The 13,787-nt window shown below is 66.3% G+C and carries 15 protein-coding genes and 1 tRNA gene; 8 read left to right on the plus strand and 8 right to left on the minus strand.

Going from position 1 to position 13,787, the window contains the following annotated elements:
- Positions 1–8: 8 nt before the first annotated feature.
- From tolR to U5809_RS09595, 6 genes are all read left to right on the plus strand, one after another.
- Positions 9–458, plus strand: coding sequence for a protein TolR (gene tolR / locus U5809_RS09570; protein ID WP_124449291.1), 450 nt, complete (start codon positions 9–11; stop codon positions 456–458).
- A complete protein-coding gene (gene tolA / locus U5809_RS09575; RefSeq protein ID WP_322086286.1) occupies positions 455–1,504 on the plus strand; it encodes a cell envelope integrity protein TolA in 1,050 nt (349 codons plus the stop codon). Before tolR ends, tolA begins: the two co-directional genes overlap by 4 nt.
- Before the next feature lie 109 nt (positions 1,505–1,613).
- Entirely contained in the window at positions 1,614–2,909 is a 1,296-nt protein-coding gene (tolB, locus tag U5809_RS09580; RefSeq protein WP_282506792.1) for a Tol-Pal system beta propeller repeat protein TolB, read from the plus strand.
- Between the two features lie 17 nt (positions 2,910–2,926).
- Positions 2,927–3,439, plus strand: coding sequence for a peptidoglycan-associated lipoprotein Pal (pal, locus tag U5809_RS09585; RefSeq protein ID WP_006484980.1), 513 nt, complete (start codon positions 2,927–2,929; stop codon positions 3,437–3,439).
- 19 nt (positions 3,440–3,458) lie between these two features.
- Positions 3,459–4,208 carry a tol-pal system protein YbgF gene (gene ybgF / locus U5809_RS09590; RefSeq protein WP_322086287.1) on the plus strand — a complete coding sequence of 250 codons (750 nt, stop codon included), beginning with the start codon at positions 3,459–3,461 and terminating at the stop codon, positions 4,206–4,208.
- Positions 4,209–4,316: 108 nt separating this feature from the next.
- A tRNA-Lys gene (locus U5809_RS09595) sits at positions 4,317–4,393 on the plus strand.
- A gap of 111 nt (positions 4,394–4,504) precedes the next feature.
- On the opposite strand, the gene U5809_RS09600 is transcribed toward U5809_RS09595, so the two are convergent.
- The 8 genes from U5809_RS09600 to U5809_RS09635 form a co-directional block, all read right to left on the minus strand.
- Positions 4,505–5,452 (minus strand): fatty acid desaturase family protein, encoded by a 948-nt coding sequence (locus tag U5809_RS09600; protein ID WP_322086288.1) that lies wholly within the window; start codon positions 5,450–5,452, stop codon positions 4,505–4,507.
- On the minus strand, positions 5,449–6,066 hold the full coding sequence (locus U5809_RS09605) for a phosphatase PAP2 family protein (RefSeq protein WP_322086289.1): 618 nt from the start codon (positions 6,064–6,066) through the stop codon (positions 5,449–5,451). The genes U5809_RS09600 and U5809_RS09605 overlap by 4 nt, the downstream gene beginning before the upstream one ends.
- A complete protein-coding gene (locus tag U5809_RS09610) occupies positions 6,063–7,220 on the minus strand; it encodes a hypothetical protein (protein ID WP_322086290.1) in 1,158 nt (385 codons plus the stop codon). The genes U5809_RS09605 and U5809_RS09610 overlap by 4 nt, the downstream gene beginning before the upstream one ends.
- Complete coding sequence (locus U5809_RS09615; protein ID WP_322086291.1) at positions 7,217–7,966, minus strand: hypothetical protein; 750 nt, start codon at positions 7,964–7,966, stop codon at positions 7,217–7,219. Before U5809_RS09615 ends, U5809_RS09610 begins: the two co-directional genes overlap by 4 nt.
- Positions 7,963–8,979 carry a hypothetical protein gene (locus tag U5809_RS09620; protein WP_322086292.1) on the minus strand — a complete coding sequence of 339 codons (1,017 nt, stop codon included), beginning with the start codon at positions 8,977–8,979 and terminating at the stop codon, positions 7,963–7,965. Before U5809_RS09620 ends, U5809_RS09615 begins: the two co-directional genes overlap by 4 nt.
- 51 nt (positions 8,980–9,030) lie before the next feature.
- Positions 9,031–10,095 (minus strand): glycosyltransferase, encoded by a 1,065-nt coding sequence (locus U5809_RS09625; RefSeq protein WP_322086293.1) that lies wholly within the window; start codon positions 10,093–10,095, stop codon positions 9,031–9,033.
- Between the two features lie 137 nt (positions 10,096–10,232).
- On the minus strand, positions 10,233–10,676 hold the full coding sequence (gene yiaA / locus U5809_RS09630) for an inner membrane protein YiaA (protein WP_322086294.1): 444 nt from the start codon (positions 10,674–10,676) through the stop codon (positions 10,233–10,235).
- A 103-nt stretch (positions 10,677–10,779) separates the two neighbouring features.
- Positions 10,780–11,727, minus strand: coding sequence for an AraC family transcriptional regulator (locus tag U5809_RS09635; RefSeq protein ID WP_322086295.1), 948 nt, complete (start codon positions 11,725–11,727; stop codon positions 10,780–10,782).
- 130 nt (positions 11,728–11,857) lie between these two features.
- Here U5809_RS09635 and U5809_RS09640 point away from each other — a divergent pair, with 130 nt between their 5' ends.
- Positions 11,858–12,187 carry a carboxymuconolactone decarboxylase family protein gene (locus tag U5809_RS09640; protein WP_043189451.1) on the plus strand — a complete coding sequence of 110 codons (330 nt, stop codon included), beginning with the start codon at positions 11,858–11,860 and terminating at the stop codon, positions 12,185–12,187.
- A gap of 185 nt (positions 12,188–12,372) precedes the next feature.
- On the plus strand, positions 12,373–13,206 hold the full coding sequence (locus U5809_RS09645) for a class II glutamine amidotransferase (RefSeq protein ID WP_322086296.1): 834 nt from the start codon (positions 12,373–12,375) through the stop codon (positions 13,204–13,206).
- Positions 13,207–13,787: the final 581 nt, after the last annotated feature.

Below are 13,787 nucleotides of genomic sequence, written 5' to 3' on the forward strand. Positions count from 1 at the left end.
AGCGCGCCATGGCAGGAAGTCCCATCCGATCCAGCATGCGCGGCGGCCGCTCGCGCCGTGCAATGGCCGACATCAACGTCGTGCCGTACATCGACGTGATGCTGGTGCTGCTCGTGATCTTCATGGTCACCGCACCGCTCGTCGCCCCGTCGATCATCAACCTGCCGACCGTCGGCAACGCCGCGCCGCAGGAGCAGACGCCGCCCGTCGTCGTCAACATCAAGGCCGACCGCACGATGAGCGTCAAGTACAAGGGCGACTCGGGCTCGACCCAGGAAGACACGATGACGAAGGCAGAGCTCGACAGCTTCATCTCGGCCCGGCAGGCCGATCACCCTGACCAGCCGGTCGTGATCGCAGCCGACAAGACCGTGCAGTACGATGCCGTCATGACCGTGATGTCGGATCTGAAGGCGCGCGGCGTCAAGCGCGTCGGCCTCCTCGTCAAATCGCAATGAACCGGCAGCAATCCACGCGCAGCTCCGCCTACCCGCCTCAGCCTCCCCGCGAGCGCGGCACCTGGCGCGCGTTCGCGCTCGCCGCGCTGATGCACGTGCTGCTCGCGCTGTTCCTCTATCACGGCGTGCAGTGGCAGAACAGCACGCCGGCCGGCGCCGAAGCCGAGCTGTGGACCGAGGTGCCCGACGTCGCCGCGCCGCGGCCCGTCGTGACGCCGCCCGCGAAGGTCGCGCCGCCCCCTCCCCCGGTGCGCGACGAGCAGGCCGACATCGCGCTGCAGCAGAAGAAGCGGCAGCAGGAAGCGGCCGCGCGCGAAGCGCTGCTCGATCAGCAGCGCCGCGCGCAGCAACTGAAGGCCCAGCAGGAAGACGAAGCCCGGCGCGCGCAGCTCGCGGCGCAGCAGGCCGCCGCGCTGGCCGCGCAGAAGGCCGCTGAACGCGACAAGCAGAAGCAGGCCGACAAGCTCAAGCAACAGCAGCTCGCCGAGCAGCAGAAGCTCGAACAGCAGAAACTCCAGCAGCAGAAGCAGGCGCAGCTCGAAGCGCAGCAGGCGGCGAAGGCGAAGGCCGACGCGGCCGCGAAGGCAAAGGCGGAAGCGCAGGCCAAGGCGAAGGCCGAAGCCACGGCGCGGGCAAAGGCCAGCGCGGCGGCGAACGCGAAGCTCGACCGCGAGCGCAACGCGCGTCTTGCACAGATGCAGGGCCTGTCCGGCGCCGGTGAAGGCGGCGGCGAAGGCCTCGCGAAAAGCGGCACGGGCACGGGTTCCGGCGGCAATGCCGCGACGCCCGGCTATGCCGACAAGGTACGCCGCCGTGTCAAACCGAACATCGTTTGGGGCGGCGAGCGAGCAGGCCTGACCACCGTCGTCAAGATTCGGTGCACGCCGTCCGGTGACGTATTGAGCGCATCGGTTTCCCGCTCGAGCGGGAATTCGGGGTGGGATCAAGCCGTGGTCAATGCGATCCACGCATCGGTCCCGTTGCCGCCCGATTCTAACGGTCGTACCCCGTCGGACATTACGATTACCTTCAAGGCCGCGGAGTGAAAGGAAATGCGCTTACACTCCGGGCGTCGCTGTCAGACGGGAACGAATCGGGTATTTTTACTGTCTCTGCGGTTGCGCAGCGATTCAAGCCATACGGGAAGCAAGAAGCATGAGTTTGATGACAAAGCTAGGTTTCAGGGCACTCGTGGCCTCGTGTCTGATTACGGCGGGCAGCGCCGCTAACGCCCAGGTCAACGTGCTGATTACCGGTGTCGGGTCGACCCAGTTCCCCATTGCCACGGCGAATTTCACGAACGAGGCGAACCTGCCGCAGCAGGTCACGTCGATCGTCCGTGCCGACCTCGCCCGCAGCGGTAAATTCACCAACATCGACGCAGGCAGCACGCCCGTGCCCGAGACCGCATCGGTCGACCTCGGCGCATGGAAGGCCAAGGGCGCCAATGCGTTCGTCGCCGGCAGCGTGAACCGCGAGGCGAACGGCCAGTACAAGGTCAACTTCATCCTGTACGACACCGTGAAGCAGCAAAGCCTCGGCGGCCTGTCGCTGACGGCCACCGACACGACGCTGCGCACGGCCGGCCACAAGATCGCCGACTACATCTACCAGAAGCTGCTCGGCGTGCGCGGCGTGTTCGCCACGCGCCTGTCGTACGTGATCAAGACCGGCAACCGATACCAGTTGCAGATCTCCGATTCGGACGGCCAGAACGCGCGCATCGCGCTGTCGAGCACCGAGCCGATCATCTCGCCGTCGTGGTCGCCGAGCGGCACGAAGGTCGCGTACGTGTCGTTCGAGCGCAAGAAGCCGATCGTCTACATCCACGATCTGCCGACCGGCCGCCGCTACATCGTGTCCGACCAGAAGGGCAACAACAGTGCACCGGCCTGGTCGCCGGACAGCAACACGCTGGCCGTCGCGCTGTCGCTGACGGGCAACACGCAAATCTACACGGTCAACTCGACGGGCGGCGGCCTGCGCCGCCTCACGCAGAGCAGCTCGATCGACACCGAGCCGTTCTACTCGCCGGACGGCCGCTGGATCTACTTCACGAGCGATCGCGGCGGCGCGCCGCAGATTTACCGGATGCCCGCACAGGGTGAAAGCGCCGGTGCCGCGCAGCGCGTGACCTTCACCGGCAGCTACAACACGAGTCCGCGTATCAGCCCGGACGGCAAGCTGCTCGCTTACATCTCCCGCACGGGTGGGGGCTTCAAGCTGTACGTTCAGGATCTGCAGTCTGGCGCAGCGAACGCCATCACGAATACCAATCGCGACGAATCGCCGAGCTTCGCGGCAAACGGCCAGTATCTTCTGTACGCTACCCAGTCGGGTGGTCGCAATGTTCTGGCTGCAGTGCCCTCCGACGGCAGCGCGCCGCCGCAAATCCTGTCCGTCCAGGGCGGCTCCGTTCGCGAGCCGTCGTGGGGGCCCTTCATGCAATGACCACAAGGAGAGTAACCATGATGTCGAACAAAGCTCGTCTGGCCCTGGCCGTGATGATGATCAGCGCGCTCGCCGCATGTAAGTCGGGCGTGAAGCTCGACGACAAGGCGAACAACGCGGGTGCAGTCAGCACGCAACCGAGCGCCGACAACGTCGCGCAAGTGAACGTCGATCCGCTGAACGATCCGAACAGCCCGCTCGCGAAGCGCAGCATCTACTTCGACTTCGACAGCTATTCGGTGAAGGACGAGTACCAGCCGCTGATGCAGCAGCACGCCCAGTACCTGAAGAGCCACCCGCAGCGCCACGTGCTGATCCAGGGCAACACCGACGAACGCGGCACGAGCGAGTACAACCTCGCGCTGGGCCAGAAGCGTGCGGAAGCCGTCCGCCGTGCGATGGCACTGCTCGGCGTGAACGATTCGCAAATGGAAGCCGTGAGCCTGGGCAAGGAAAAGCCGCAGGCAACGGGTCACGACGAAGCATCGTGGGCGCAGAACCGTCGCGCCGACCTCGTCTACCAACAGTAAGTAACGGAAGAATCGCCGTATGACGCACCGTGTAACCTGGCTGCGTGCAGCCGCAGCTCTCTGCGTCGCCGGCGCGGCGTGGTCGGCCGCGCCGGCGCACGCCGGCGTGTTCGACGACAACGAAGCGCGCCGCGCCGTGCTCGATCTGCGCAGCAAAACCGACAACCTGGCGAGCCAGTTGTCGGCCGCCCAGCGTACGATCCTCGATCAATCCGGCCGTCTCGACCAGCTGAACCAGCAGGTCGCGACGCTGCGCGGCGAGAACGAGGATCTGACGAACCGGCTGACGACGCTCGAGCGGCAGCAGAAGGAGTACTACCAGGATCTCGACGCGCGGCTCAAGAAGTTCGAGCCGCAGCAGACGACGATCGATGGTGTCGAAGGCACCGTGCAGCCGGGTGAAACGGATGCGCTCAGCGCGGCGCAGCAGCAGTTCCGCAACGGCAACTTCAAGGCGGCCGCGGCTTCGTTCCGCGCGTTCATCGCGAAGTATCCGCAGAGCCCCTACCAGCCGACCGCGCAGTACTGGTACGGCAATGCGCAATACGCACTGCGCGACTACCGCGGTTCGACCGCGACGTGGCAAGGGATCGTCAGCAAGTTCCCGCAGCACCCGCGCGCGGCCGATGCCCTGGTGGCGATCGGGACGAACCAGCTCGAACAAGGCCAGAAGGCGGCCGCGAAGAAGACGTTCGAGCAGGTCGTGTCGCAGTACGCCGGGTCGAACGCGGCACAGACGGCGCAGGGCAAGCTCGAAACGATCAAATAATTATCGCGGCGGGTTGTTGACAGTCCATCAATCCGTCGCTATAATCTTTTGCTCTTTGGGTCGCTTGCCAAGTTGTTGAAGCAACGAACCAACAGGTTTCAAGAACGTGGGGTGGTAACTCAGTTGGTTAGAGTATCTGACTTTTAATCAGAGAGTCGAGGGTTCGAGTCCCTCCCACCCTACCAACTATCTTTGATAGTGCAATTAAAGCCTCCCAAGTGGAGGCTTTTTTGCGACTGTCCGGGCTCGAATACTCGCCACGCCCTCGGTCACGCACGGCCGCTGATCCCGACCGGTCAACGCCCACTCACATCCCGCAGCACCGCACCATATCCCGCGTACAGATTGCCGTCAGGCAACAACTGCCGCTGCGCGAGTTGCCGGTGCACGACCGGCAGGCTATGGAACGGCATCCGCGCGAACAGGTGATGCTCGATATGAAAATGAATCGCGTGCGGGCCGAACAGGAACGTCTGCCATGAACGCAGGACGATCGTGCGCGCGTTGCGGCTCTGATCCTCTCCGGCCGGCAACCCGGCGTGCTCGAAAATCGCGCGCACCTGCCCGGCGAGCGGCAACAGCGTGACGGACGGCACGATCCACAACGCGACATACAGCAGCGGATGTCCGGCAAGCGCGAGCACGCTGAACATCAAACCGTTGCAGGCCAGCATCGACATGACTTCCCACACCGCATACGCACGCGACTTCACGACCTTCGGCAACGCATGGGCGAACTTGCCGCGCGCGAGCTTCACGACGCTCGTCACGTAGCCGATCCCGCACGCATACGCGAGCAAGCGGCCGGCCAACCGGACGCGCGTCACCGGATAGTCGTGCACGCCGAACAGCAGCGCGACGGGATCGTCCGGTTGCATCGGCGCGCGATGGTGTTTCAGATGGCCCGCACGATACGTGCGCAGCGACAACCACAGCGGACCGGCCGCGAGCAGTTGACCGAGCACGTCGTTGACGCGCCGGTTCCGCGCCAGCAATCCATGCGCGCCTTCGTGCATCATGACCGCGAGCGCAAGCTGGGTACGCGCGATCACGATTGCCGCACACGCGTACACGATCGGATGCGGCCACACGATCGCAACCGCGAACGCCGCGGCAATCATCAGCCAATCGCCTGCCAGTGCTGCCCGCACGCGCCACACGTTCACGCGAAACAATTCGGGATCGGGCACGAACCGCGCGAGCTCCGCGTTCGGCCCGCCTTGACGAACATGGGCAGCCGTCACGCAAACCTCCTGCGCAGCGAACGCCGCTCGACCCACAGCGCACTGACCATTGCGAGCACCACGCCGCCGAGCACGTCGGCCACCGTATGCTGCTTGAGCGTCAGCGTCGACACGCAGATCAGCAGCCCGATCGCGGCTACCGCGATCCGGCGCCGCTCTACCAGCATCCGGCATGCAAGGCACGTCACCGCGACATGCAGGCTCGGAAATCCGTTGGCCGCAAGATCGAGTTGCCACATGCGCGCGAGACGATGGCGCACGAACGCGTTACCGATCTCCGCGACATCGGGCCGCGGCACGGCTTCCGGAAACAGCAGGAAGCAGACGACGCCGAGCACGAACGCGATCAGCACGGCCTCCTTGAACGCGCCGAACGCAGGCGGCCGTGCATACGCAGCCAGCGCAATCACGAACGGGAAGAACGCGACATAGACGAACCACGACCATGCGATGAACGGAATCCGCGCATCGATTGCCGTGGCCAGCACGTAGCGCGGCATGACGCCGCGCTCGAGCACGAAAAAGATCGCGAGGCCTGCTGCCATGCCGAACGTCGCGGCCAGCATCTGCCGGAGATTCGGTCGGCGATCGTCACGCAGCATCAACGTATTCATCGCGGTGCCGTCGCCTCGCATCGGGTTTCCGCGTCAGCCGGCCGCGCATGCGACCGCAGTGCGAGGATGCGCGACGTCCACGCGTCGACACGCGCACGCGCATGCTCGCGTCCGGCGCGCGTTCCCGCCGGCGTGCCCGGATCGCGCATCAAGTCGGCAGCGGCCTGCCCGACCGAGCGCCGGAACGCGGCCGCATCGCCGCGCCACGTGACGACGCGGTGCACGAGTCGCAGCCGCGCCGCGCGCGCGGCGTTGCTCGCCTGCTCGGGCTGATCGGTCAGCACGAGCAGGATTGGGCGGCGATAGACGCGTGCGATCGACAGCGCGGCCATGCCGGGCGCCGATACGATCAGCGGCGCATGCGCGGCGCGCGTCACCCAGCCGGCATCGACGCCGGTCCAGCCGTCGTGCCCTGCGTAACCCTCGCCTACGCGATGCGCGGCAAGCCCCGCGTCGTGCATGCCGGCCGACAGTGCATCGGCGAGCGCGACGTCGCGGAAGTGCGGATTCAGATAAACAGCCGCGGCAACCTGTTCACAAGCCGGCAGTTCCGCGACAACCGGTAACGGCGTCGGCAGCCGGCAATGCCCGCGCGATTGCTGCGCATCGCCGGCCACGTCGTACGCAAAATCGTGTTCGATGCAGCCCAGCGCCGAATCGATCTGCCAGTCGACGATCCGCGCGAACGCCCGCGCCAGCATGCGCGGCAGCCGCGCATCGAAATTCGCGGTCAACGCACGACGCAGGCTGCCGCCATACACGTGAACGACGCGGCGGCGCCAGCCCGGCACCGCGCCCATGAACAGCAGCGCGGGATGAAACGAATCGTTGATCACGAGATCCGCATCGCGAACGATCGCACGCAGCCGCACGATGTCGCGCAGCATCCGCGTCGGCCTGAACACGTAGTGCGCGACGTTGCGATCGGTCGCGTCGCGCAGCATGTTCTGCCGCTCGTCGAACTGCACTGCGTAGTGACGGGACAGCACCGGCGCATCGATGCCGAATGCGGCCAGGAACGCCTGCCCCGCATCGGACGTCGTCAGCACGTCGACCTGCGCGCCGGCTGCGCGCAACGCGTGCACGAGCAATTGCGCTCGCATCAGGTGGCCGCGCGCGTCGGCTGTCGCGAGATAGACGATCCGCTGCATCATGCGCGTGGACGAAGCGACTGGACCCAGCCGGCCGCGTACATCGCCAGCGCCCCCGTCACGCCGAACCCGGCTTCGATCGCGCGGATTTCGCGCAGCAACGCCGCAAGACGGGCGGCCTCGGACGGCTCGACGAGACGGCGCAACGTGTCCGAACAGAGCCGCACGTGCCGCGTCTCGTCTGCGAGCACGCGCGCGAGCAACGGATGGAGCGGATGGGTGTCGCCGATCGTCGCGCAGTGGCGCGCAAGCACACGCATCGCCATCTGTTCCGCGCACAGGCCCGTCGCATAGGCTGGCACGAGCACGCCTTGCGCGAAATGCGGCGCGTGGCGCTGCGCGAGCCGGCGCCATCGCATGATCTTGCGCCGGCTCAACCAGTCGGGTTCGTGCGGCCCGGCCGACGCCTCAACGCCGCGCTGGCGCAGTGCATCGACAAATGCAGCTGCGTGGCGACGCTCGTCCGCGAGATGCTGCTCGATCCGCGGCGCAAGCCAGTCCGGCGGCTGTCCGGTCCAGTCTTCATGCAACGCGCACTCGGTCGCTTCTTCGCCGATCAGGTACATGCGCAGCATCCAGCGCTCGCCGTGCATGCTGCGATGCAGCCGCCGGAGCGCCGCCCGCTTGATGCGATCGACGAAATACGCGCGCACCCTCGCCGCACCCTGCGGCACGGGCGCATCGAGACAGTCGAAGCGCGCGCCGTCCGCCGCCTGCGGCGACGCCGGCAGTTCGCCTGCCGCGCTCATGCCGGCACACCCCGCGCGGACGCGGCCTTCGTCGCGGGAGCCGCCGCGGCGGCCGGATCGCGACGCCAGCCGAGGATCAGGCCGACGAAGCTTTCCTGCATGAATGCATGCGCGGACGCGGCGGCGCCCGCAAATGCTTCCTCATGGCCGTTCACGCGCAGATAGCCGTTACCGTCACGCGCGCCGAATTCGATCCGGTCGTTCTTCCGGAAGCCGCGCTCGCGCACGTCTTTCAGCAGCCCACTGCTATCGAGACCGAACAGGAACAACTCGCGCTGCGCGACCCACACCGGAATGTGATTGCTCAATGCATCGAAACGGATCGACCACGTGCCCGACGCCAGCGCGCGATCGACGTCCGCATCGTGCGGCGCGTTCGACGTAAAGCTCGCGCGCGCGACCGACTTCGTCAGGCCACCGACGCCGAGTGCGATCGTGATGTCGTCCGCGGACGGCTGCTTCGGATCGGTCGCGCTCACTTTCACGAGATGCCGCGCAAGCCGGGACGCCAGCGACGGATGCGCGAACAGCGCAAGCGTTTCGTCCGGCGTCAGCACATCGCGCTCGCCGTCGCCCTCCTTCACGCGCACACGGTACGGATCGATCCGTACGTCGGTGAACTTGCCGCGCACGGGCGCATGGACGTACACGTCGCGATCCCATTTCGCACCGTCGCGGCGCAGCAGAACGTGCACGCTCAGCGGCACGCGCCGACCGTCGCCGTCGACGCCCGTGCCCTGCAGCAGCACGTCGCCGAGCACGTCCTTCGTGCGGCGATTCGCATCGCTCGAGAAGACGATCGCGTGCGCATCGGTATCGACGCTCGCGTGAACGTCAGGCGCATCGAGCGCGATGCGATTGCAGTCCGTCGCGGCCGCGCTCGCGAACGGACAGCCGCTTTGCGATGCGAAGTGATAGATCCCGCGCCCCGTGTGATCGACCGGCGCGGCATGGGCGCCGGTGCTGGCGGCAAACAGGGCGAGGCAGGCAACACGGGTGGCGAATGAGGTCATGGTCGTCGTCGGGATGGGTTCAGGATGTCGAAGCAACGTGGCGCCGCCGCTTCAATGACGGTGATAGGACAGCGCGTCGAGATCGCGCCGGGCCGACGCTCGCCCGGCGAGCCCGAACCCGCGCGCGAGCGCGCCGAACGTATCGACGGCGGACGCGACGATCGTGATGCCGACGGCCGCGAGATAGCGAACCGCGCCCAGTTGCGGCAACTGCTGATGATTGAGCGCACGCAGGCTGTAGCCGAGCCGCATCGCCATCACGCAGAACGGGCCGAGCGGGCCGCTGCGGCCGAGCCATTGCCACTGGCGCGGCAGGTACGCATTCACGAGATACGGCGTCAGCCCGACGCTGTCCTCGCCGCGCATCCAGCGCAGCTTCAGCGACTCGCGACGCTTGTCCGGCAGCCGATGCTCGGTGTGCGCGGCCGGCGCAAACTCGACGGCCACGCCGGCTGCCTGCATCCGCAACCCCATCACCTGGCAATGCGCGCGATAGACGCCGTCGAGCGGCTCGTAGCGGAATTGCGCGAACACGTCGCGCCGGAACGCGACGTTGTTTGCGTAGAAGTTGCGCGTCGCGCCGTCGCGCAGCGGACTCGGGAAATACATGAAATCGATCGACGTCAGCGCGATGCCGAGCACATTCGGTGCATAGCTGGTCCGCCCCGCCACCGCGACGGGTGCGTCGCCCGCATCCCGCGCGAACGGCGCGAGCAGGTGCTCGAGCCAGTCGTCGGCCGGTCGGCAATCGGCATCGCCGAACACGACGATGTCGCAGCGCGCCGCGTCGACGCGATCGAAGCCGTCGTTCTTCGCGTCGTAGTAGCCGGTGCTCGCGCCGATCTCGACGAAATCGACCGGACGGCCAGCCAGCGCGGTGATTTCCGCGCACGCATCGGCCGGCAGGCCGTCGTGCGTGATGATCCATTGCGCAAGCGCCGCCGGCGGCACGGTCTGCTTCGACAGCGCCGACACGAGGCGCTTCAGGCTGTCGACGGCCTGCGCGAGGCCCGCGCCGCCGCGCAGGTTGTTCGTCTCCAGCACAAGCGCGACTTTCGCCGCCACGGAACGTGCGGCCGCGCGCGTACGCGGTGCGGTTTCGTTAAAGTTTGGCATCCGGAATATCTCCACCGTCATGCGCGACGGCATGGATGAAACGGCAGGACGGTGGTTGCAGCGCACCGGCGAAAGCGGGCCTCTGCGGACCACCTCGCGCAGCGGGCAGCCTGGTCAGCCACCCGCCTTGCGTGACGTCACTCCTGGATCGACGGCGCGGATTCTGCGTCGGTGAAGCGCGGCTTCGCGTTCTGCAGGTCGCGCGTGTTCTTCTGCACGGCCACCGAGCCGAACAACGCGAGCACGAACGACATCGCGTAGAAGCCCTTTTCGCTCAGTTGCAGCGTTGCGTTGAACAGGCCGACGACCAGCAGCGCGATCGACAGCAGCAGCGCGATCCAGCTGAGGCCGTAGTAGATGCCCGTGACGGGGATGCCTTCCGCGCGGTCGCGCACGCTCTTCTGCAGCGAGATCGCCGCGTAAAGGCCGAACACCAGCACGGTGAAGTAATAGCCCTTTTCGTTGAGCTGCATGCCGGCGTTCCAGAGGCCGATCAGGAAGGCCGCGAAGCCGGCGAGCAGCGCGGCCCACGACGCGGCCACGAACGCGAACGACGGCTGCTGGATGGTGGTCTGGTTCATTGCTTTGCCCTCTCTTTCTTCTTGTTCGAAATCGTTTTCGTTGAACTGCGTTTTGCGCATGGTAGCAGCTTTGATGCGTGCCACGACAACCGCGCTTGCAGTCTTACATGCCGCGCTGCGCGCGCCGCCAGCGCCCCGGCGTCGTGCCGAGCACCGCGCGAAACGCCTTGCCGAAGGCGGCCTCGGACTGGTAACCGACCGCCTGCCCGATCTCCGCCTGCCCGCGCTGCGTGTCCTGCAGCAACGCGCACGCATGCATCATCCGGATCTGCGCGACGAACGCGCCGACGCTCATCCCGGCCTTCTCGCGGAAATGCCGCGCATACGTCGCGCGCGACATCGCCGCCGCGTCGCCGAGCGATTCGACCGTCCACGGCTGCTCCGGCGCCTGCAGCACGGCCTGGACCGAAGGGCCCAGCCGTGCATCGGCCGCGAGCGCCAGCCAGCCGGACGGCACGCGCGCGCCGCGGCCATAGGCACGCAGCGCGTACGCGAGCAGCGCCTGGCCGAGCGCGTTCACGATCGCGCCGGCGCCCGGCTGTACGTTCGACGCCTCGGTGCGCAGCACGCTCGTCAGCAATTGCAGCGGCTCGAACCCCGAGGCTTCGCGCAATCCGACGTGCAGCACCTGCGGCAGCGTGCGCATCAGCAGTTCGCCCGCGCCGCGCGCATAGACGAACCGTCCGCACAGCAGGTCCACGCTCGCGCCGCCCGGTTCGGCCGGATCGAGATTCGACTTGACCGGCAGCACCGCGCCGCCGCCGACGCCTTCGTCGCGCAGCGGCAGGGCCGACCGTCGCCAGCCGCCCCCGGTGTCGAACAGATCATGTGCGCCGCCCGCGGGCAGCAGCACGAAGTCGCCTTCGGCAAGTTGCAGCGTGCGCCCGTCGGCTGTACGCAGCCGGCACGTGCCGGTCAGCACCAGGTGGAACGCCGCCTCGCCGGGCGGCAGCGGGTCGTGCGGCATCGCAAACGGCCCGTCGAGCAGGCAGCGCACGTCGAGCTCGACGTGGCTGCGCCCCAGCGACAGCAGTTGACTCAAGGCATCCATGAGACGATCGCGCTAAAAATTGACACTCTAGCGTATCGAAACCCTCAGCACGAACGATCAGAATAGGTCTGCATCGCCCGAGATCGCGGCGCCCGCCGCCCTCCTCACCACTTCTCGAAAAGGACGCATCATGCTGAACTGGAACGAATACCGGAAGGAACTCTCGACGCGCATCGGCGAAATCGCCAAGCTGTCGCCCGATACGCTGGCCGGGTACAAGGCGCTGTCCGGCGCCGGCGCCAAAACCGGGCATCTGGACGCGAAGACACGCGAGCTGATCGCGCTCGCGGTGGCCGTCACGACGCGCTGCGACGGCTGTATCGCCGTTCACACCGCCGAAGCGGCGAAGCATGGCGCAACCAAGGAGGAAGTGGCGGAAGCGCTCGGCGTCGCGATTGCGCTGAATGCAGGCGCGGCGCTCGTCTATTCGGCGCGCGTGATGGACGCGCTCGGCGACTGACCGTCACCGCGGCGCGGGCCGCCTGCTGCATGGCGCCCGGCCGTTCGGCCGGGTGGCCGCCCGCCTCGCGATGTATGAAGATTGGCCGGCGTGCTCGCGCCGGCAACCGTCGCGCCACGCGCAGACGCGGACACGCCGCGAACTCGGCTACCATGCGCGAACGATCCATCGTGAAGGAGCGCTCCATGTGCCGCTGGCTCGCCTATACGGGTAATCCGATCCATCTGGAAACCGTGCTGTTTCGCGCGAAGCATTCGCTGATCGATCAGAGCCTGCATTCGGAGCTCGGCGCCACGACCACCAATGGCGACGGCTTCGGGATCGGCTGGTACGGGCGCCCCGACGAGCTCCCGTTCCGTTATCGCTCCGTGCATCCCGCATGGAACGACCGCAACCTGCGCGAGGCCGCGCGCGCGATCCGCTCGCGGATGTTTATCGCGCATATCCGTGCGGCGACCGACACGCCGGTGCAGGAAACCAACTGCCACCCGTTCCGCCACGGCCGCTGGCTGTTCGCGCACAACGGGTTGATCCGCGACTTCCACAAGCTGCGCCGCGACCTGACGATGAAGGTCGATCCCGCGCTGTTCCCGACGCTCGAAGGCTCGACCGACTCCGAGCTGATGTTCCGCCTCGCGCTGACGTATGGCCTCGAGCAGACGCCGCTGCCGGCGCTCGAACGAATGGTCGGCGTCGTCGAGGAAACCGCTGCGCGGTATCGCGTGGCCGACCCGCTCAACATGACGATCTGCGCGACCGACGGCGACCGGATCATCGCGGTGCGCTACTCGAGCGAACGGCAATCGCGCTCGCTGTTCCACAGCACGTCGTTCAAGCACCTGCATGAGCTGTATCCGCATAACCCGCGCATCGCGGAAGCTGGTGACGACGCGTTCATGGTCGTGTCCGAGCCGCTCGTCGACCTGCGCGGTGCGTGGGAGGAAGTGCCGGAGGGAATGGCGATCGTCGCGCAGGGTGCCGATGTGAAGCAGCAGCCGTTCGCGCCGCGGCGGAAGTGACGTACTGCAGTCCTGAAGAAATGGAGCGCATTCCGGTATCGAGCACGTCAGCGCGACACAGTAATCGCGACCGTCCCGTTTTCAGGAGCCGGAACTCGCTACCTCGACGGTAACCGGAAGGGATGCGCACCCGTGCCCGATAAAAATAATAGAGCAGGACTCCGCCAATAATGCCCCAATTCAATAACTCAGCGACGGAGTAGTGCTACGGAAGCAACCCGCGAGGACGCTGCTACAGATTCCACTGAATAAAAAATTAATACTCTTGCAATTTCATGCCAACCAGGAATCGAGTGACATAATCAGCTGACGATCGGGATGTTTGCAGGAATTCTGCGGCACCTCTCCTGGAAATCTTCGTTATTCTTCTAACAAATACGGCACCAGTCGTTTGCTCTCCCGGCGCCCCCTTGGCACTGGCCCTCACCGGGACTTGCTGCAAGCGCGACTGGAAGGCGAAAGGGGCAAATATTTTACGCGCCTTTACACCTTCTCGGCCACGCGCGTTTATTTCAATCCATTACGAAGAACCGGAAATCATTACCGAGCAGATACTGTGTGCAAGCCGTCGCACCACATAT

This window comes from Burkholderia sp. BCC1999, assembly GCF_905339975.1.
Lineage (GTDB): Bacteria > Pseudomonadota > Gammaproteobacteria > Burkholderiales > Burkholderiaceae > Burkholderia.